Annotated in this window: 17 protein-coding genes and 1 pseudogene; 16 read left to right on the top strand and 2 right to left on the bottom strand. The window is 62.6% G+C overall.

Annotated features, from left to right (window positions below; genetic code table 11):
- The first annotated feature begins 2 nt into the window (after positions 1-2).
- The 11 genes from NKJ80_RS08850 (at position 3) to NKJ80_RS08800 (ending at position 9,228) form a co-directional block, all read left to right on the top strand.
- Positions 3-326: an FtsB family cell division protein gene (locus tag NKJ80_RS08850; protein WP_023688447.1), complete on the top strand. Its 324-nt coding sequence runs from the start codon at positions 3-5 to the stop codon at positions 324-326.
- Positions 327-521: 195 nt separating this feature from the next.
- Entirely contained in the window at positions 522-1,568 is a 1,047-nt protein-coding gene (gene pdhA / locus NKJ80_RS08845) for a pyruvate dehydrogenase (acetyl-transferring) E1 component subunit alpha (RefSeq protein WP_023682559.1), read from the top strand.
- A gap of 15 nt (positions 1,569-1,583) precedes the next feature.
- Positions 1,584-3,005, top strand: a complete 1,422-nt coding sequence (locus tag NKJ80_RS08840; protein ID WP_023682558.1) for a pyruvate dehydrogenase complex E1 component subunit beta — start codon at positions 1,584-1,586, stop codon at positions 3,003-3,005.
- A 26-nt stretch (positions 3,006-3,031) separates the two neighbouring features.
- Positions 3,032-3,337, top strand: a complete 306-nt coding sequence (locus tag NKJ80_RS08835; RefSeq protein WP_023714177.1) for a hypothetical protein — start codon at positions 3,032-3,034, stop codon at positions 3,335-3,337.
- 2 nt (positions 3,338-3,339) lie between these two features.
- Positions 3,340-4,761: a pyruvate dehydrogenase complex dihydrolipoamide acetyltransferase gene (locus NKJ80_RS08830; protein WP_023706544.1), complete on the top strand. Its 1,422-nt coding sequence runs from the start codon at positions 3,340-3,342 to the stop codon at positions 4,759-4,761.
- A 14-nt stretch (positions 4,762-4,775) separates the two neighbouring features.
- A complete protein-coding gene (locus tag NKJ80_RS08825) occupies positions 4,776-5,195 on the top strand; it encodes a hypothetical protein (RefSeq protein WP_023668917.1) in 420 nt (139 codons plus the stop codon).
- Positions 5,192-5,833, top strand: coding sequence for an SGNH/GDSL hydrolase family protein (locus tag NKJ80_RS08820; RefSeq protein ID WP_023682555.1), 642 nt, complete (start codon positions 5,192-5,194; stop codon positions 5,831-5,833). The genes NKJ80_RS08825 and NKJ80_RS08820 overlap by 4 nt, the downstream gene beginning before the upstream one ends.
- Before the next feature lie 20 nt (positions 5,834-5,853).
- Positions 5,854-7,302 (top strand): dihydrolipoyl dehydrogenase, encoded by a 1,449-nt coding sequence (lpdA, locus tag NKJ80_RS08815; RefSeq protein ID WP_023668919.1) that lies wholly within the window; start codon positions 5,854-5,856, stop codon positions 7,300-7,302.
- Between the two features lie 102 nt (positions 7,303-7,404).
- Positions 7,405-7,662: a GlsB/YeaQ/YmgE family stress response membrane protein gene (locus NKJ80_RS08810; protein ID WP_023668920.1), complete on the top strand. Its 258-nt coding sequence runs from the start codon at positions 7,405-7,407 to the stop codon at positions 7,660-7,662.
- 127 nt (positions 7,663-7,789) lie between these two features.
- Positions 7,790-8,755, top strand: a complete 966-nt coding sequence (gene lipA / locus NKJ80_RS08805) for a lipoyl synthase (RefSeq protein ID WP_352497447.1) — start codon at positions 7,790-7,792, stop codon at positions 8,753-8,755.
- 11 nt (positions 8,756-8,766) lie between these two features.
- The gene (locus NKJ80_RS08800) at positions 8,767-9,228 is read left to right on the top strand and encodes a type II toxin-antitoxin system RatA family toxin (protein ID WP_352497446.1); all 462 of its coding nucleotides are present in this window, start codon (positions 8,767-8,769) and stop codon (positions 9,226-9,228) included.
- On the opposite strand, the pseudogene NKJ80_RS08795 reads toward NKJ80_RS08800, so the two are convergent.
- Together NKJ80_RS08795 and NKJ80_RS08790 are read right to left on the bottom strand one after the other, a co-directional pair.
- A pseudogene (locus NKJ80_RS08795) lies at positions 9,204-9,712 on the bottom strand (CinA family protein). The gene NKJ80_RS08800 and the pseudogene NKJ80_RS08795 overlap by 25 nt on opposite strands.
- On the bottom strand, positions 9,709-10,932 hold the full coding sequence (locus tag NKJ80_RS08790; protein WP_352497445.1) for a bifunctional 2-C-methyl-D-erythritol 4-phosphate cytidylyltransferase/2-C-methyl-D-erythritol 2,4-cyclodiphosphate synthase: 1,224 nt from the start codon (positions 10,930-10,932) through the stop codon (positions 9,709-9,711). Before NKJ80_RS08790 ends, NKJ80_RS08795 begins: the two are co-directional and overlap by 4 nt.
- A gap of 139 nt (positions 10,933-11,071) precedes the next feature.
- Here NKJ80_RS08790 and dusB point away from each other — a divergent pair, with 139 nt between their 5' ends.
- The 5 genes from dusB to ntrX all read left to right on the top strand — a co-directional run bounded on the left by dusB (position 11,072) and on the right by ntrX (position 18,474).
- On the top strand, positions 11,072-12,094 hold the full coding sequence (gene dusB, locus NKJ80_RS08785; RefSeq protein WP_352497444.1) for a tRNA dihydrouridine synthase DusB: 1,023 nt from the start codon (positions 11,072-11,074) through the stop codon (positions 12,092-12,094).
- Entirely contained in the window at positions 12,091-13,236 is a 1,146-nt protein-coding gene (locus NKJ80_RS08780) for a two-component system sensor histidine kinase NtrB (RefSeq protein ID WP_023706549.1), read from the top strand. The genes dusB and NKJ80_RS08780 overlap by 4 nt, the downstream gene beginning before the upstream one ends.
- Complete coding sequence (gene ntrC / locus NKJ80_RS08775; protein WP_023668927.1) at positions 13,233-14,690, top strand: nitrogen regulation protein NR(I); 1,458 nt, start codon at positions 13,233-13,235, stop codon at positions 14,688-14,690. Before NKJ80_RS08780 ends, ntrC begins: the two co-directional genes overlap by 4 nt.
- A gap of 144 nt (positions 14,691-14,834) precedes the next feature.
- Positions 14,835-17,123, top strand: coding sequence for a sensor histidine kinase NtrY-like (locus NKJ80_RS08770; protein ID WP_023668928.1), 2,289 nt, complete (start codon positions 14,835-14,837; stop codon positions 17,121-17,123).
- Entirely contained in the window at positions 17,113-18,474 is a 1,362-nt protein-coding gene (gene ntrX / locus NKJ80_RS08765) for a nitrogen assimilation response regulator NtrX (protein ID WP_023668929.1), read from the top strand. Before NKJ80_RS08770 ends, ntrX begins: the two co-directional genes overlap by 11 nt.
- The last annotated feature ends 65 nt before the right edge of the window (positions 18,475-18,539 follow it).

The following is an 18,539-nucleotide window of genomic DNA, read 5'->3' as shown; positions in this document are numbered from 1 at the left end:
CCATGTGGACACGCCAGCACAAGCAGAGAAACACCGGCCGGCTGATCATCCCGTCCCTTTGCGTGGCGTTCCTGGCCTATTTCGGCTTCCATGCCTATCATGGCGAGTTCGGCATCAATTCCAAATATCAGCTCGAAGCGCAGACCATCGAATTGCAGGCCAAGTACGATGCCATCAAGGCGCGCCGGGTCGATCTGGAGCGGCGTGTCCAGCTGATGCATGAGGGTACGCTTGAAAAGGATATGCTCGACGAGCAGGCACGCCGGGCGCTCAATCTGTCCCAGCCCGATGAAATCACCATCATGCTGCCGGCCAATTCGAAATAACCACGTTTCAGTTAATCGCTGTTATATCTAATGATTCTGGGCGTTTAGGCGCATGCCAGCCATGCATTTTTCTGCATGGCGAAACGCGGTCTCGCATGTTAGCTTCCCTCCAATCGGTGGGGAGGAGCTGATCCTCCCCGGAGCAGACATGGTCTGCTTTAGTGTCCGCAAAGAGACGCCAACAGGGAGTGATGCATGGCCACCGCCGCCAAAAAAGCGCCTGCCAAATCCGTTAAATCGACGTCCGCCAAATCAACGGGGCTTTCCGCCCCCAAGCCGGCTGACTTCACCAAGGACGAGGAGCTTGCCGCCTACCGGCACATGCTGCTTATCCGCCGCTTCGAGGAAAAGGCCGGCCAGCTCTACGGCATGGGCTTTATCGGCGGCTTCTGCCACCTCTATATCGGCCAGGAAGCGGTCGTCACCGGCATGAAGATGTCGCTGATCAACGGCGACCAGATGATCACCGCCTATCGCGACCATGGCCACATGCTGGCGATGGAACTTTCCCCGCGCGGCGTCATGGCAGAGCTGACCGGACGCCGTGGTGGCCTGTCGAGGGGCAAGGGCGGCTCCATGCACATGTTCTCCAAGGAGAAGCATTTTTACGGCGGCCACGGCATTGTCGGCGCGCAGGTCTCGCTCGGCACCGGTCTCGCCTTCGCCAACCGCTACCGCGACAACAACAATGTGTCGCTGACTTATTTCGGCGATGGCGCTGCCAACCAGGGTCAGGTCTATGAAAGCTTCAACATGGCCTCGCTGTGGAAGCTGCCGGTGATCTACATCATCGAGAACAACCGCTACGCCATGGGCACTTCGGTGTCGCGCTCGTCGGCCGAAACCAATTTTTCGCATCGCGGCGCCTCGTTCAAGATTCCCGGCATTCAGGTCGACGGCATGGATGTGCGTGCGGTCAAATCCGCCGGCGATCAGGCGACCGAATGGTGCCGTGCCGGCAACGGTCCGATCATCCTCGAGATGCAGACCTATCGCTATCGCGGTCACTCGATGTCGGATCCCGCAAAATACCGCTCCAAGGAAGAAGTGCAGAAGATGCGCTCGGATCATGATCCGATCGAGCAGGTCAAGGCGCGGCTGACGGCCAAGAAGTGGGCGACCGAGGACGAACTCAAGAACATCGACAAGGAAGTCCGCGACATCGTCGCCGACGCCGCCGAATTTGCCCAGCACGACGCAGAGCCGGATCCGTCCGAGCTCTGGACCGACATCGTATTGTAACGGGAGGGCAAGGACATGCCGATCGAAATTCTCATGCCCGCTCTCTCGCCGACCATGGAAGAGGGCAATCTTTCCAAATGGTTGAAGAACGAGGGCGACAAGGTCGTCGCCGGCGATGTCATCGCCGAGATCGAAACCGACAAGGCGACGATGGAAGTCGAAGCCGTCGATGAAGGCACGATCGGCAAGATCGTGGTTCCCGCCGGCACCGAAGGCGTCAAGGTCAACGCGGTGATCGCCGTGTTGCTGCAGGACGGTGAAAGTGCAGGCGATGTCGAAAAGAGCGGCAAGCCTGCCTCCACCCAGGATGCCGTTTCCGCTGGCGGTCAGCGGACCGATGCAGCCGAGGAAGGTACAAAAGCGGCTCCCCAGGATGCCGGCGAGGCTCCGAAGGCAGTTCCCGCCGCTCCGGCGGCCAAACCTGCCGCCGATCCGGATATTCCCGCCGGCACCGAGATGGTCTCGACCACGGTGCGCGAAGCGCTCCGCGATGCCATGGCTGAAGAAATGCGCCGCGACGGCGATGTCTTCGTCATGGGCGAGGAGGTCGCGGAATACCAGGGCGCCTACAAGATCACGCAAGGGCTGCTGCAGGAATTCGGGCCGCGCCGCGTCGTCGACACGCCGATCACCGAGCACGGCTTTGCCGGCGTCGGCGTCGGTGCGGCGATGGCCGGCCTGAAGCCGATCGTCGAGTTCATGACCTTCAACTTCGCCATGCAGGCGATCGACCAGATCATCAACTCCGCGGCCAAGACGCTCTATATGTCGGGCGGCCAGATGGGCGCACCGATCGTGTTCCGCGGACCGAACGGTGCGGCCGCCCGCGTCGGCGCCCAGCATTCGCAGTGCTATGCCGCCTGGTACAGCCATATTCCCGGCCTGAAGGTGGTGATGCCGTACACGGCTGCCGACGCCAAGGGCCTGCTCAAGGCGGCGATCCGCGATCCGAACCCGGTCATCTTCCTTGAAAACGAAATCCTCTACGGCCAGTCCTTCGACGTGCCGAAGCTCGATGATTTCGTGCTGCCGATCGGCAAGGCGCGCATTCACAAGCAGGGCAAGGACGTCACCATCGTCTCGTTCGGCATCGGCATGACCTATGCCATCAAGGCGGAAGCCGAACTGCGCGGCATGGGCATCGATGCCGAGATCATCGATCTCCGGACCATCCGCCCGCTCGACCTCGACACCGTCATTGCCTCCGTGAAAAAGACCAACCGCCTGATCGTGGTGGAAGAAGGTTTCCCGCAGAACTCGGTCGGCGACCACATCGCCAACCAGGTTTCGCAGCGCGCCTTCGATTTCCTCGACGCGCCGGTCATCACCATCGCCGGCAAGGACGTGCCGATGCCTTATGCGGCGAACCTCGAAAAGCTGGCTTTGCCCAATGTCGGCGAGGTCATAGAGGCGGTCAAAGCCGTCACGTATCGCTGACGGTCTTTCTTGCGGGGGAGGCAGAAATGGCGACGATGGCAGATGTGAGGAGAATAGCTTGGTCTCTATTTTGGCGGAGCTTCCTGTCTAGTATCGCTTGTGGATTTGTTGCTGGCGCGATTGTTGGGTTCGTCATTGGGTTCATTGGCGGTTTTTTTGGACTTCGCCATGAGGCAATTCAGGTACTGAGCTCTGTTGGGGGAGCATGCCTTGGGCTTGTAGCATCATTCCTTTGTTTGAATTTCTTCTTGGCCCGATCGATTGGCAAGGAATTCAAAGGCAAACGTCTAGAACTTGCCGTGGTTAGCCCGGCTGGCTTGCAGGGAGAGTAACTATGCCAATCAACATCACCATGCCGGCACTCTCGCCCACGATGGAAGAGGGCAATCTTTCCAAGTGGCTGGTCAAGGAGGGCGACAAGGTTTCGCCGGGCGACGTGATCGCCGAGATCGAGACCGACAAGGCGACGATGGAAGTCGAGGCCGTCGATGAGGGCACGGTCGCCAAGCTGGTCGTTCCGGCCGGCACCGAAGGCGTCAAGGTCAATGCGCTGATCGCCATTCTCGCCGGCGAAGGCGAGGATGCAGGGGCGGCGGCAAAGGGTGGTGGCGATGCCGCGCCCGCGAAAGCCGATGCCAAGCAGGATAAGGCGTCAATCTCCCCACCCGTGGGGGAGATGTCGACGAAGTCGACAGAGGGGGGCGCTGTCCCGCCGACCTCTCAGTCTGTCGCGCCCCCCTCTGGCCTGCCGGCCATCTCCCCCACAAGGGGGGAGATCAGCCAATCGTCAGGCGAGCGCACTTTCGCCTCGCCGCTGGCGCGGCGCATAGCCAAGGACGCCGGCGTCGATGTGTCCGCTGTGAGTGGCACCGGCCCGCATGGCCGTGTCGTCAAGGCCGATGTCGAGGCGGCGATTGCCGGCGGTGGCGCCAAGGCTGCACCGGCCGCGAAAGCCGCACCTGCCGGCGCTCCGGCACCTGCGGCTCCGGCTGCGGCACCCAAGGCTATGTCGGACGAACAGGTGCTGAAGCTGTTTGCCGAAGGGTCCTATGAGCTCGTCCCGCACGACAATATGCGCAAGACCATTGCGCGCCGCCTGGTCGAGGCCAAGACAACCATCCCGCATTTCTACCTGACGCTCGACTGCGAGCTCGATGCGCTGCTGGCGCTGCGCACACAGATCAATGCGGCGGCTCCGATGAAGAAGACCGACAAGGGCGAAGTGCCCGTCTACAAGCTGTCGGTCAACGACATGGTGATCAAGGCGATGGCGATGGCGCTGATGGCGGTGCCGGATGCCAATGCGTCGTGGACCGAAAGCGCCATGGTCAAGCACAAGCACGCCGATGTCGGCGTTGCCGTGTCGATCCCCGGCGGCCTGATCACGCCGATCATCCGCCACGCCGACGAAAAGACACTGTCCACTATCTCCAACGAGATGAAGGATCTGGCGAGCCGTGCCCGCAGCCGCAAGCTGAAGCCTGAGGAATATCAGGGCGGCACGACGGCTGTCTCCAATCTCGGCATGTTCGGCATCAAGGACTTTGCCGCCGTCATCAACCCGCCGCATGCGACGATCCTGGCGGTGGGTGCCGGCGAGCAGCGGCCGGTGGTCAAGAATGGCGAGATCAGAATCGCCAATATCATGTCGGTGACGCTGTCGACCGATCACCGCGCCGTCGACGGTGCGCTCGGCGCCGAACTTCTGGTCGCCTTCAAGCGCATGATCGAAAATCCGATGGGCATGCTGGTCTAGGAAGGAAAAAGGCTGTGCGGAAATTCGTCACCAGCCTTTTCGCCCTGATCCTTTCCGGCCTGGCCGGCGGGCTGGTGGCGCTGTGGCTGGCAATCGTCACCAATGCGAATTCCGAATACATCCTGGTCTTCATGGTTTCGGCGCTGGTCACCATCGTTGCGACCGTGGCGTTTTTCATCGCGCAGTTCGTGCCAAACCCGCAAAGGGCGATAAACCTGACGGGGCTTGTTGGGGTTTCGTTGTTCGTGCTGGCCGGAATCGGGCTGATTGCCTGGACCTTCTCGCAGCCGCCTGGCAAAGCCCAGTGGTCGGGCGATCTCCCCGTTGTCGCCGGTCTGTTTTTGCCAAGCATCGCCACGGTTATCGTGCAGTGGCTGTTCGTGGGATGGCGCGTGCGGCGCGGGCTTAGGGCGGAGGCGGGTGCGGGTGCATGAAGACGATCCTCTGCTACGGCGATTCCCTGACCTGGGGCTATGACGCGGCGAGCCTCGGGCGTCATGCGCTGGAAGATCGCTGGCCGAGCGTGCTCAAGGCGGCGTTGGGCGACGATGATATCGAAGTCATTGCCGAAGGTCTGAACGGCCGCACCACGGCTTTCGACGATCACCTGGCTGGTGCCGACCGCAATGGCGCCAAGGTGCTGCCGACGATCCTGACCAGCCATGCGCCGCTCGACCTGATCATCATCATGCTCGGCGCCAACGACATGAAGCCCTGGATCCACGGCAATCCGGTCGCGGCCAAGCAGGGGGTGCAGCGGCTGATCGACATCGTGCGCGGCCACGATTATCCGTTCGACTGGGCCGCGCCGCAAATCCTGATCGTCGCGCCACCAGCGGTCAGCCGCACCGACAATGCCGAATTCAAGGAAATGTTTGCCGGCGGCGACGAGGCCTCGAAGCGGCTGGCGCCGCAATATTCCGCGCTCGCCGACGAGGCCGGCTGCGGCTTTTTCGATGCCGGCACGGTGGCCGAGACCACACCGATCGACGGGGTCCATCTCGATGCCGAAAACACGCGCAATATAGGTGACGCATTGGCGCCATTGGTGCGTGTGATGCTGGAACTCTAGAGAAATCAGGGAGAAACCCCGTGGCAGAATCCTACGACGTCATAATCATCGGCTCGGGCCCCGGCGGCTATGTCACGGCGGTGCGCTCCGCCCAGCTCGGCTTCAAGACTGCCATCGTCGAGCGCGAGCATCTCGGCGGCATCTGCCTCAACTGGGGCTGCATCCCGACCAAGGCGCTGCTGCGCTCGGCCGAGATCATGCACTATTCCGATCATCTGAAGGACTACGGCCTGAAGCTCGAAGGCGGCAAGGTCAGCGCCGACACGGCCGCTGTCGTCGACCGCTCGCGCAAAGTGTCGTTGAGGCTCAATGGCGGCGTCGCCTTCCTGATGAAGAAGAACAAGGTCGACGTTATCTGGGGCGAGGCCAAGCTCTCCAAGCCCGGTGAGATCGTCGTCTCCAAGACGGCCAAGAAACCGATGGAGCCGCAGCCGCCGGTGCCCAAGGGCGTCAAGGGCGAGGGCACCTATACCGCCAAGCACATTATTCTCGCCACCGGCGCCCGGCCGCGCGCGCTGCCCGGCATCGAGCCGGACGGCAAGCTGATCTGGACCTATTTCGAGGCGATGGTGCCGAAGGAGATGCCGAAGTCGCTGCTGGTCATGGGTTCGGGCGCCATCGGCATCGAGTTCGCCTCCTTCTACCGCACCATGGGCGCCGAGGTGACGGTGGTCGAGCTGTTGCCGGCGGTGATGCCGGTCGAGGATGCCGAGGTCTCGAAATTCGCGCAGAAGCAGTTCGAGAAGCAGGGCATGAAAATCATCCTCGAGGCCAAGGTGACCAAGGTCGAGAAGGGTGCCAACTCGATCACCGCCCATGTCGAGATGAAGGACGGCAAGGTCGAGAAGATCACCGCCGACCGCATGATCTCGGCCGTCGGCGTGCAGGGCAACATCGATAATCTCGGCCTCGAGACGCTCGGCGTGAAGACCGATCGCGGCTGCGTCGTCATTGACGGCTATGGCAAGACCAACGTTCCCGGCATCTACGCTATCGGCGATGTCGCCGGACCGCCGATGCTCGCCCACAAGGCCGAGCATGAAGGCGTGGTCTGCATCGAGAAGATCGCCAATTTCCCCGGCGTGCATGCGACAGACAAGCTGAAGATCCCGGGCTGCACCTATTGCAACCCGCAGGTCGCCTCGGTCGGGCTCACCGAAGCCAAGGCGAAGGCCGAAGGCAAGGACATCCGCGTCGGCCGTTTCCAGTTCGGCGCCAACGGCAAGGCGATCGCGCTTGGCGAGGACCAGGGCTTCATCAAGACCATCTTCGACAAGAAGACCGGCCAGCTGCTCGGCGCGCATATGGTCGGCGCCGAGGTGACGGAGCTGATCCAGGGCTTTGTCGTGGCGATGAACCTGGAGACCACCGAGGAAGAGCTGATGCACACCATCTTCCCGCATCCGACGCTGTCGGAGATGATGAAGGAAAGCGTGCTCGATGCCTATGGCCGTGCGCTCAACGCGTGATAAATTGGTGCCGCGAGACTCAGACGCATGCGCCGGAGGAACCTTACGGCAAGACAGTTCGTTTCCGGATGCATTTTCACCTGACACTGGAGGAGTTGGCATATGGACGTGAATGGCGTGGGCTGGATTGCGGCCATCATCATCGGCGGTTTGGCCGGGTGGCTGGCCGAGATGGTCATGAAGAGCAATACCGGCGTCTTGATGAACATCATTATGGGCATTGTCGGCGCGGTGGTGCTGAACGCAATTCTCAGGGCGCTCAACATCGAACCCTTCGGTGTCGGCTGGCTCGCCTACCTGATCACCGGCTTCATCGGCGCCTGCCTGCTGATCTTTGCCGGGCGGCTGATACGCCGCTAGACTACCGCTATGCGAAAAAGGCTGTGGCGGCATGCGCCGCCGCGGCCTTTTTCTTTGCACCGAAAAGTCCTAGATGACGTCAGGAGGGCGAATGCCGACGGGCAGACGCCAATAAGTCAGGTTTGAGATGGTCACCGTCCTCGACACGATCGCCAACGCGCCGCGCCTGCGGCACCCCGAGAAGGCGCACAAGCCTGATCAGGACGTGCTGCGCAAACCCGACTGGATCCGCGTCAAGGCGCCGATGTCCAAGGGCTATGCCGAAACCCGCGAGATCGTGAAGTCGCACAAGCTGGTCACGGTGTGCGAAGAGGCCGGCTGCCCCAATATCGGCGAGTGCTGGGAAAAGAAGCACGCCACCTTCATGATCATGGGCGAGATCTGCACGCGCGCCTGCGCGTTCTGCAATGTTGCCACCGGCATTCCGACCGCGCTCGATGCCGATGAGCCGGCGCGTGTCGCGCATGCCGTAAAGCAGATGGGGCTGACCCATGTCGTCATCACCTCGGTCGACCGCGACGATCTCGCCGATGGCGGCGCGCAGCATTTCGCCGAGGTTATCCGGGCGATCCGGGCAGCGACACCTCTGACCACGATCGAAATCCTGACGCCCGATTTCCTGCGCAAGGAAGGCGCGCTGGAGATCGTCGTGGCGGCCAAGCCCGATGTCTTCAACCACAATCTCGAAACCGTGCCGTCGAACTACCTGACGGTGCGGCCGGGTGCCCGCTATTTCCACTCGATCCGGCTGTTGCAGCGGGTCAAGGAGCTCGATCCGTCGATCTTCACCAAGTCCGGCATCATGGTCGGCCTCGGCGAAGAGCGCAACGAGATCCTGCAGCTGATGGATGACCTGCGCTCGGCCAATGTCGACTTCATGACCATTGGCCAGTATCTGCAGCCGTCGAAGAAGCACCACCCGGTGATCCGCTTCGTCACGCCGCAGGAATTCAGCTCCTTCGCGACTATCGGCAAGACCAAGGGTTTCCTGCTGGTGGCGTCGAGCCCGCTGACGCGCTCCTCGCATCATGCCGGTGACGATTTCGCCAGGCTGCGGGCGGCGCGTGAGGCGCAGCTCAAAAAAGCCAGTTAAATCCTGCTTCAATGCCGAAATTCGAAGCCACACGCCGCGTTGCCCACACGCCGGAGCAGATGTTTGCGCTGGTCGCCGATATCGAGACCTATCCGCAATTTCTGCCGCTGTGCGAGGCGCTGACGGTGCGCTCTCGCAAGGAGCGTGATCGCCGCACCATTCTCCTCGCCGATATGAGCATCGGCTACAAGGCGATCCGCGAGACCTTTACGACGCAGGTGCTGCTGAAGCCGGACGAGAACACAATCGACGTCAAATACATCGATGGGCCGTTCAAATATCTCAGCAATATCTGGCGCTTCGAGCCGGCCGACGGCGGCGGCTGCAACGTTCGCTTCTTCATCGACTACGAGTTCAAGAGCCGTATCCTCGGCGTGGTGATGGGCACCATGTTCGATCGCGCCTTCCGCATGTTTTCCGAAGCCTTCGAAAAACGTGCGGACGTCATCTACGGAACGACGCCCATCTCATGAGTGTCGCCGAGCGCGCGCAGCCCGATCTCCAGCGCATGCTTGACGTCTCGCGGCGGATGAAGTCGCGGCCATTGTCGGCAAACATATTGAGCTCGGCAGCCACCGGCCCACGTCTTAGGGCAACTCCGAACCAGACGAGGCCGACCGGTTTTTCCGGCGAACCGCCGCCTGGGCCGGCAATGCCGGTGACGGCAAGCGCCAGCCCGGCGCGCGAGCGCGCCAGAGCGCCCGCCGCCATCTCCAGAACCGTTTCGCGCGAGACGGCGCCATGCGCCTCGAGTGTGGCGGGCGAGACGCCGAGCATCTCCATCTTTGCTTCATCGGAATAGGTGATGAGGCCGCGATCGACGACAGCGGACGAGCCGGCGATGTCGGTCAGTGCCGAGATGATCATGCCGCCGGTGCAGCTCTCGGCCGTCGCCAGCATGATGCCGCGTTGCTGGCAGACCTGGAGCAGGGCATTGGCGAGATCGCTGTTGTTCATGCGGGAACCTCCCCGGGGAAGACGACACTGGCGGTGGCAATGGCGGCGATGCCTTCCTCGCGGCCGACAAAGCCGAGCTTTTCGTTGGTCGTCGCCTTGATCGAGATGCGATCGCTGGAAATGCCCAGCATTGCCGACAACGCGTTGGTCATCGCCTCGCGATGCGGGCCGACGCGCGGCGCCTCGCAGATCAGCGTGATATCGGCATTGGCGATGCGCCCGCCGCGTTCGCGCACCAACCTGGCCGCATGCTCGACGAAGATCTTTGACGCCGCGCCCTTCCATTGCGGATCGGAAGGCGGGAAATGCGTGCCGATGTCGCCGGCGCCGCAAGTGGCGAGCAGCGCATCGGTCAGCGCGTGCAGGCCGACATCGGCATCCGAATGGCCGGAAAGCTTCTTGCCGTGCGGAATGGCGACGCCGCACAGGGTGACATGGTCGCCGGCCTCGAAGGCGTGCACGTCATAGCCATTGCCGGTGCGAATGTCTGGAAAACGCTCGCCAGTAAGCCGTTGATCTGCCATCGCAATATCCCTTGCCCAGGTCAATTTGACATTGTCCGGCGACCCCTCGACGATTTTTACCGGAATATGCGCCCATTCGGCGATCGCGGCATCGTCGGTGAAATCCGCCTTGCCGAGATGATGGGCCTTTTCATGCGCGGCGAGCAACGGCCAGAACGGAAAGCCTTGCGGCGTCTGGGCGGCATGAAGGCCGGCCCTTGGCACCGTCTCTTCGATCATGCCGGTCGTCGACTCGCGCTTCAGCGTATCGGCGACGGGCAAAGCGGGCAGCGCGCCCTGCCGCTCGCCAATGGCGGCGATGGTACGGTCGATCAGGGCCGCGTCGACAAACGGCCGCACCGCGTCATGGACAAGGACACGGCCGGGCGTACGGTCCCTCAGCGCCAGCAGGCCGAGCCGGACCGATGCCTGGCGCGACTCGCCACCGACCACGGCGGTAACCCGCTCGGCATATACGCCGGCTGCCTTGTCAAAAAGCGCGTGGTCATCGGCATGGATCGCGACGACGACGGGACCAATTTCAGGATGCGCCAGGAACGTCTCCAGCGTGCGCGCGATAACGGCACGGCCGCCGATGCGCTGATATTGCTTCGGCCCGTCGGCCTGTCCGGCACGCGCGCCGCGGCCGGCTGCAACGATGACCACGCCGACCTTGTCGGTCGTCGCCTCGGCCGGTTTTTCGCTTGCGTCTGTCATGCCGAGAGGCTTAGTCGCGGCTTATGGCGAAGGCCAGCATTTTCCCAAATGCGCCGCAATGTGACGTCATTGCGCGTTGCACAATGCCTTTCTTATGGCTAGAGAATGTGCAGCAATCCGATATGCTTGGTTTTTGTGCATGCTTGAAGTGACAAAATTGGCTTCGCCGCTCGACGTTGGCGGCGTGACAATCCGCAACCGCGTCTTCCTCGCGCCCATGTCGGGAATAACGGACGAGCCGTTCCGGCAGCGCGCCTACGCGCATGGCGCGGGCCTGGTCGTGTCGGAAATGGTGGCGAGCGGCGAGCTTGCCAAGGGCAGGGCCGGCTGCGACCTGCGCATCCGTCATTCCGGGCTGCCCGTCCATATGGTCCAGCTTGCCGGCCGCGAGGCCGAGCACATGGCCGAGGGCGCGCGCATCGCTGCCGGCGAGGGCGCCGACATCATCGACATCAATATGGGCTGCCCGGCCAAGAAGGTGACCGGCGGCTATGCCGGCTCGGCGCTGATGCGCGATCTCGACCACGCGCTGTCGCTGATCGAAGCGGTGATCGGCGCGGTCCAGGTGCCGGTCACGGTCAAGATGCGGCTCGGCTGGGACGACAATGCGCTCAATGCACCCGTTTTGGCGCGCCGCGCCGAAGAGGCCGGTGTTAAAATGGTGACCGTGCATGGGCGCACGCGCTGCCAGTTTTATCAAGGCAAGGCCGATTGGGGCGCCATCGCCCGCATCAAGGACGCCGTCTCGATCCCGGTGGTCGCCAACGGCGATGTGGGCTCGCCCGCGGAGGCCGCCGAAATCCTTGAACAGTCGGGCGCCGACGCGGTGATGATCGGTCGTGCCCATTATGGCGCGCCATGGACGGCGGGCCGCATTGCGGCGACGGCTGCGGGCGACGCGCTCTCCGGCGTGCCGGAAAGCCCGCAAGCCATGGCCGACTACATCGTTTCCCACTACGAGGACATGCTGACGCTTTACGGCGTCGAAAGCGGCTTGCGCCAGGCGCGCAAGCATCTCGGCTGGTATCTCGACCGCCACGCTGCTGGCGTTTCCGATGGGCGGCGGAAAGCCATCCTCACCTCTTTCGAACCCGCCCGCGTCATTGCCTTGCTGCATGAGGTGTTTTCCGGCGAAGCCACGCCCTTGCGGAGCGCCGCATGAACGCCACGGTCACACCGAGCTCCGACATGGCGGATGCCGCCAGTATCGTGCTGAACACCATCCGCCGTCCGGTCATCATGGTCGATCCGGACGGGTTCATCACCTACGCCAATGCCGATGCGGAAGACTTCTTCCGCTCAAGTGCCAACATGCTTGCCCGCAACACACTGTCCAAGCTGATCCCGTTCGGCAGCCCGTTGCTGCAGCTGGTCGACCAGGTGCGCGAGCGCCGTGCGCCGGTCAACGAATACCGTGTCGACGTGTCGTCGCCGCGTCTCGGAATCGAGAAGGTCGTCGATCTTTATGTCGCGCCGGTGCCGGAATTCCCAGGCTCAATCGTGGTGATGTTCCAGGAACGCTCGATGGCCGACAAGATCGACCGGCAGATGACACACAGGGGTGCCGCGCGTTCGGTCACCGGCCTTGCCGCCATGCTGGCACATGAGATCAAGAACCCGCTGTCCGGCATACGTGGCGCCGCACAGCTGCTCGAACTCTCGGCGTCCGACGAGGATCGCGCGCTGACCCGCCTCATCACCGACGAGACCGATCGTATCGTCTCCCTCGTCGACCGCATGGAAGTGTTTTCCGACGAGCGGCCGATTGACCGCTATCCTGTCAACATCCATGTCGTGCTGGACCATGTGAAGGCAATCGCGAAGAACGGTTTTGCCAAGAGAATCAGGATATTGGAGGACTATGATCCATCATTGCCTCCGGTTTTCGCCAACCGCGACCAACTGATCCAGGTGTTTCTCAACCTGGTCAAGAACGCTGCCGAGGCGATCGGCGGCGACCCGCAGGGCGAGATCGTGCTGTCGACCGCGTTCAGGCCGGGCATCCGCGTTTCCGTTCCCGGAACCCAGGACCGCGTGTCGCTACCGCTTGAATTCTGCGTGCGCGACAATGGGTCCGGCGTTTCGGAAGACATTCTGCCGATCCTGTTCGATCCGTTCATCACCACCAAGCCGAACGGGTCGGGGCTCGGCCTGGCGCTGGTGGCGAAAATCGTCGGCGAGCATGGCGGCATCATCGAATGCGATTCGACGCCGCGCGGCACCACCTTCCGAATCCTGATGCCGGCCTGGAAAGAAACACCCATCGACACTGCCGATGATGAAGGCGAAGGAGACCGCAAATGACGGTTCGCGGCAATATTCTCGTCGCCGACGACGATGCGGCCATCCGCACCGTGCTCAATCAGGCGCTGTCGCGCGTCGGCCATGAGGTGCGCGTGACCTCCAACGCCTCGACGCTGTGGCGCTGGGTGGCGGCGGGCGAGGGCGATCTGGTGATCACCGACGTTGTCATGCCGGACGAGAACGCCTTCGACATGCTGCCGCGCATCAAGAAGGCGCGGCCCGAGCTGCCGGTCATCGTGATGAGCGCGCAAAACACTTTCATGACGGCGATCCGTGCTTCCGAAACAGGTGCTTACGAGTATCTGCCGAAGCCGTTCGACCTGACCGAACTGCTCAACATCGTCAACCGGGCACTGTCAGAGCCGCGCCGACCGAAGATCGATACGCGACCGGAAGAACAGCCTGACGCGATGCCGCTGGTCGGCCGGTCGGCCGCCATGCAGGACATCTACCGCATGCTGGCGCGCATGATGCAGACCGACCTGACGGTGATGATCTCGGGCGAGTCCGGCACCGGCAAGGAATTGGTGGCGCGCGCGCTGCACGAATATGGCCGTCGCCGCGGCGGTCCGTTCGTCGCCATCAACATGGCGGCGATCCCGCGCGATTTGATCGAATCGGAGCTGTTCGGCCACGAGAAGGGCGCCTTCACCGGCGCACAGAACCGCTCGACCGGCCGCTTCGAGCAGGCCGAGGGCGGCACGCTTTTCCTCGACGAGATCGGCGACATGCCGATGGAGGCGCAGACGCGGCTGCTGCGCGTGCTGCAGCAGGGCGAATACACAACGGTCGGCGGGCGCACCCCGATCAAGACCGATGTGCGCATCGTCGCCGCCACCAACAAGGATCTGCGCACGCTGATCAACCAGGGGCTTTTCCGCGAGGATCTGTTCTATCGCCTGAATGTCGTGCCGCTTCGGCTGCCGGGTTTGCGTGAGAGATCGGAAGACATTCCCGATCTGGTGCGGCATTTCTTCAAGATCGGCGCCAGCGAAGGCTTGCAGACCAAGCGCATTTCGACCGGCGGCATCGAATTGATGAAGCGCTATCCGTGGCCGGGAAACGTGCGCGAGTTGGAAAACCTGGTGCGCCGGCTTGCGGCGCTCTATTCGCAGGACGAAATATCAGCCGAGATCATTGAAGCCGAGCTGAAGACAGGCGAAAGGCCGGTCATTCCCGGCGGCGGCAATTTGATCCCGGACGATCTGTCCATCGGCCAGGCGGTGGAGCACTTCCTGCAGCGCTATTTCGCCTCTTTTGCCGGTGATTTGCCGCCGGCAGGTCTCTATCAACGCATCTTGTCGGAGGTCGAATATCCGCTGGTCCTTGCCTCGATGACGGCAACCCGCGGCAACCAGATCAAGGCCGCCGAACTGCTGGGCCTCAACCGCAACACGTTGCGCAAGAAGATTCGCGAGCTGGGTGTCAACGTGTACAAATCGTCGAGATCATGAGCGCCTGCTGCCCGAAGTGACGCGACGTCATCCCCTTTTCAGGGGATCGGCGGCCGAAAGATTTCCGTCACGGCCACACTTGTTGCATAATCGCCACAATGCGTTGCATACATCCAACGCAATCACTGGCTCTTAGACGGCGACATGGCTTCGCAAGCTCTCACATCAAACGAACCGCTTTTCAGCAGACCCGGCCAGAGGGATGGACGGCGGCTGCTTGCGTTGCCTGGCGTTGTGGCAATTGCCGGCGCGCTGGTTACGGCGGCAATCTCGTTTGCGATTCTTGTCGGCGCCACGCCGATCACGCCAGACGCAAACACAACGCTGACGCTGATTGCGGCCAATGCCTTATTTGTGCTGGCGCTGATTGCTCTGGTCGGCCGCGAGGTGCATCGCATCACCATGGCGCGCCGGCACGGCAAGGCGGCGTCACGGCTGCATGTGCGCATCGTGACGATGTTTGCGCTGGTCGCGGCCATCCCCGCCATCATGGTGGCCATCATTGCCTCGATCACGCTCGATATCGGCCTCGACCGCTGGTTCGAAATCCGCACCAAGGCGATCGTCAACTCGTCGCTGTCGATCGCCGACGCCTATGTGCAGGAAAACGCTCGTAATCTTCAGGGCACGACGCTGTCGATGGCCTATGATCTCGACGCCTCGCGCACGCTTTACGGCCTCGATCGAACCGGCTTTCTCGACCTGATGAACAAGGAAGCCGTGGGCAGGAGCCTGGTGCATGCGGCGCTGGTCAGGGAAGACGGCTCCTTTGTCATGAGCGCGAAGACCGATGCGGATTTCTCTATGCCGCCACCGCCGGAGGGCGCGGTCAGCGCCGCGGCCGACGGCAAACCGGTGCTGATCGAGCCGAAGACGCGCAACATCATGGGCGCCATCATCAAGCTGCGGGAGATCGAAGGCCTCTACCTCTACACCAATCGCCTGGTCGACCCCGAAGTGATCAAGGCGAGGGCGATCGTCCAGTCCAACACCGCCGAATATCGCGGCCTGGAAGACAACAGGCGGACGTCGCAGGTGGCGTTCGCGCTGCCCTATCTGTCACTGACGCTGATCATCATCCTGTCGGCCATCTGGACCGGCATAGCGGTGGCCGACCGTCTGGTGCGGCCCATCCGTCAACTCATCGGCGCGGCTGACGAGGTTGCGACCGGCAATCTCGATGTCGCCGTTCCGGTACGGCCTTCCGACGGCGATGTCGCCTCGCTTGGCGATACGTTCAACAAGATGCTGCTGGAGCTTAAATCGCAGCGCAACGAGATCCTGTCGGCCAAGGATTTGATCGACGAACGGCGTCGTTTCTCGGAAGCGGTGCTGGCCGGCGTCACCGCCGGCGTCATCGGCGTCGATCCCTACGGCATCGTCTCCATCGTCAACAAATCGGCCGAAACGATGCTGGCCATATCGGCCACGGCGGCGCTGGGGCAGAACCTGTCCGCCGTGCTACCGCATGTCGGGCGTGTCTTCGAGATCGGCCGCAAATCCGGCAAGCCGGTCTATCGCGAGCAGGTCACCTTCTATCGCACCGGCGCCGAGCGTACCTTCAACGTGCAGATCACCATCGAGGCCGGCGACGACGGCGAGGAGGAGAAATCCTACGTCGTGACGGTCGACGACATCACCGATCTCGTCCAGGCACAGCGCTCGTCGGCCTGGGCGGATGTGGCGCGGCGTATCGCACATGAAATCAAGAACCCGCTGACGCCGATCCAGCTCTCGGCCGAGCGCATCAAGCGACGCTTCGGCAAGGTCATCACCGAGGACCGCGAGATTTTCGACCAGTGCACCGACACGATCATCCGGCAGGTCGAGGATATCGGCCGCATGGTCGACGAGTTCTCGGCTTTCGCCCGCATGCCCAAGCCCGAGATGAAAGCCATCGATCTGCGTGAATCGCTGCGCGAGGCGTCGTTCCTGGTCGAAGTCAGCCGCGCCGACATTGCTTTCGAACGCGTGTTCGGCAACGAACCGCTCAAGGGCACGTTCGATAGCCGATTGATGGCGCAGGCTTTCGGCAACGTCATCAAGAACGCGGCCGAGGCGATTGACGGGCTGGAACAAAAGGACGGTTCGCACGGCATAATCCGGATTCAAGCTGCCCGGCAGAATGGCGCGATCAGAATCGACGTCATCGACAATGGCAAAGGCTTGCCGCGCGAGAACCGCCAAAGGCTGCTCGAGCCCTACATGACGACGCGCGAGAAGGGCACCGGGCTCGGTCTCGCCATCGTCAAGAAGATCGTGGAGGACCATGGCGGGCGGCTCGAATTGCACGATGCGCCCGCGGATTTCCACGGTGGACGCGGCGCGATGATCTCGATCATCCTGCCGCCAGCTGCCGCAACCGCGCCGCCACGCGGTCAAGGCGAAACGGAACACGAACGAGAAACTGAAAAGGTCGGTAATGGCGTCTGATATTCTCATCGTCGATGACGAGGAAGACATCCGTGAACTCGTCGCGGGCATATTGAGCGACGAAGGGCATGAAACCCGCACGGCATTCGATGCCGACAGCGCGCTCGCGGCAATCGCCGACCGGGCGCCGCGGCTGATTTTCCTCGACATCTGGTTGCAGGGCTCGCGCCTCGACGGGCTGGCGCTGCTCGACGAGATCAAGACGATGCATCCGAGCCTGCCGGTGGTGATGATCTCCGGCCACGGCAATATCGAGACAGCGGTGTCGGCCATCCGCCGCGGCGCCTATGATTTCATCGAGAAGCCGTTCAAGGCCGACAGGCTGATCCTGATCGCCGAGCGGGCGCTCGAAACCTCGAAATTGCGGCGCGAGGTGTCCGACCTCAAGCAGCGCAGCGGCGAAACCTTCGACCTGATCGGCATGTCGTCGGCGATGAGCCAGCTGCGCCAGACCATCGAGCGCGTGGCGCCGACCAACAGCCGCGTCATGATCATCGGTCCGTCCGGCTCGGGCAAGGAGCTCGCCGCGCGCGCCATCCACACGCTGTCGACGCGCAAGGGCGCGCCCTTCGTGACGCTGAGCGCGGCCAACATCACGCCCGAGCGCATGGAGATCGAGCTGTTCGGTACCGAATCGAACGGCACTGAGCGCAAGGTCGGCGCGCTTGAAGAGGCGCACCGCGGCATTCTCTACATCGACGAAGTGGCCGACATGCCGCGCGAGACGCAGAACAAGATTTTGCGCGTGCTGGTCGAACAGCAGTTCGAGCGGGTCGGCGGCACCAAGCGGGTCAAGGTCGACGTCCGCATCATCTCCTCGACCTCGCAGAACCTGGAGGCGATGATCGCCGACGGCCGTTTTCGCGAAGACCTCTATCACCGCCTGGCGGTGGTTCCGGTCATGGTGCCGGGCCTGGCCGAGCGGCGAGAGGACATTCCCTATCTCGTCGACAATTTCATGAAGCAGATCGCTCGCCAGGCCGGCATCAAGCCGCGCCGCATCGGCGACGATGCGCTTGCCGTGCTGCAGGCGCACAACTGGCCGGGCAATGTCCGCCAGCTGCGCAACAATGTCGAACGGCTGATGATCCTGGCGCGTGGCGACGATATCGATGCGCCGATCACCGCCGACCTGTTGCCGTCGGAGATCGGCGATGTCATGCCGCGCACGCCGAACCAGTCCGACCAGCACATCATGGCGCTGCCGCTGCGCGAGGCGCGCGAACAGTTCGAGAAGGACTATCTGATCGCCCAGATCAACCGTTTCGGCGGCAACATCTCGAAGACGGCCGAATTCATCGGCATGGAGCGCTCGGCGCTGCACCGGAAACTGAAGTCGCTGGGGGTCTGACCCCCGTTGTTGTTGGTCCAGCGGGCTGTGGCCCATTCAATTGCCGGTTACGGCAGCGGCGGAAT

Origin of the sequence: Mesorhizobium sp. M0030 (genome assembly GCF_040323695.1) — a bacterium.
Taxonomy (GTDB): domain Bacteria; phylum Pseudomonadota; class Alphaproteobacteria; order Rhizobiales; family Rhizobiaceae; genus Mesorhizobium.
The sequence above is the reverse complement of the archived record's forward strand: the minus strand, read 5'-3'. Positions and strand labels throughout refer to the sequence as shown.

What these genes read in the sequence shown, in the direction of transcription:
- NKJ80_RS08840 (WP_023682558.1), top strand. Translation starts at nt 1,584, where the DNA reads ATGCCGATCGAAATTCTCATGCCCGCTCTCTCGCCGACCATGGAAGAG.
- NKJ80_RS08820 (WP_023682555.1), top strand. Translation starts at nt 5,192, where the DNA reads ATGAAGACGATCCTCTGCTACGGCGATTCCCTGACCTGGGGCTATGAC.
- ntrX (WP_023668929.1), top strand. Translation starts at nt 17,113, where the DNA reads ATGGCGTCTGATATTCTCATCGTCGATGACGAGGAAGACATCCGTGAA.
- NKJ80_RS08850 (WP_023688447.1), top strand. Translation starts at nt 3, where the DNA reads ATGTGGACACGCCAGCACAAGCAGAGAAACACCGGCCGGCTGATCATC.
- ntrC (WP_023668927.1), top strand. Translation starts at nt 13,233, where the DNA reads ATGACGGTTCGCGGCAATATTCTCGTCGCCGACGACGATGCGGCCATC.
- dusB (WP_352497444.1), top strand. Translation starts at nt 11,072, where the DNA reads ATGCTTGAAGTGACAAAATTGGCTTCGCCGCTCGACGTTGGCGGCGTG.
- NKJ80_RS08800 (WP_352497446.1), top strand. Translation starts at nt 8,767, where the DNA reads ATGCCGAAATTCGAAGCCACACGCCGCGTTGCCCACACGCCGGAGCAG.
- NKJ80_RS08780 (WP_023706549.1), top strand. Translation starts at nt 12,091, where the DNA reads ATGAACGCCACGGTCACACCGAGCTCCGACATGGCGGATGCCGCCAGT.
- pdhA (WP_023682559.1), top strand. Translation starts at nt 522, where the DNA reads ATGGCCACCGCCGCCAAAAAAGCGCCTGCCAAATCCGTTAAATCGACG.
- NKJ80_RS08835 (WP_023714177.1), top strand. Translation starts at nt 3,032, where the DNA reads ATGGCGACGATGGCAGATGTGAGGAGAATAGCTTGGTCTCTATTTTGG.
- lipA (WP_352497447.1), top strand. Translation starts at nt 7,790, where the DNA reads ATGGTCACCGTCCTCGACACGATCGCCAACGCGCCGCGCCTGCGGCAC.
- NKJ80_RS08790 (WP_352497445.1), bottom strand. Translation starts at nt 10,932, where the DNA reads ATGACAGACGCAAGCGAAAAACCGGCCGAGGCGACGACCGACAAGGTC.
- NKJ80_RS08810 (WP_023668920.1), top strand. Translation starts at nt 7,405, where the DNA reads ATGGACGTGAATGGCGTGGGCTGGATTGCGGCCATCATCATCGGCGGT.
- NKJ80_RS08770 (WP_023668928.1), top strand. Translation starts at nt 14,835, where the DNA reads ATGGCTTCGCAAGCTCTCACATCAAACGAACCGCTTTTCAGCAGACCC.
- NKJ80_RS08830 (WP_023706544.1), top strand. Translation starts at nt 3,340, where the DNA reads ATGCCAATCAACATCACCATGCCGGCACTCTCGCCCACGATGGAAGAG.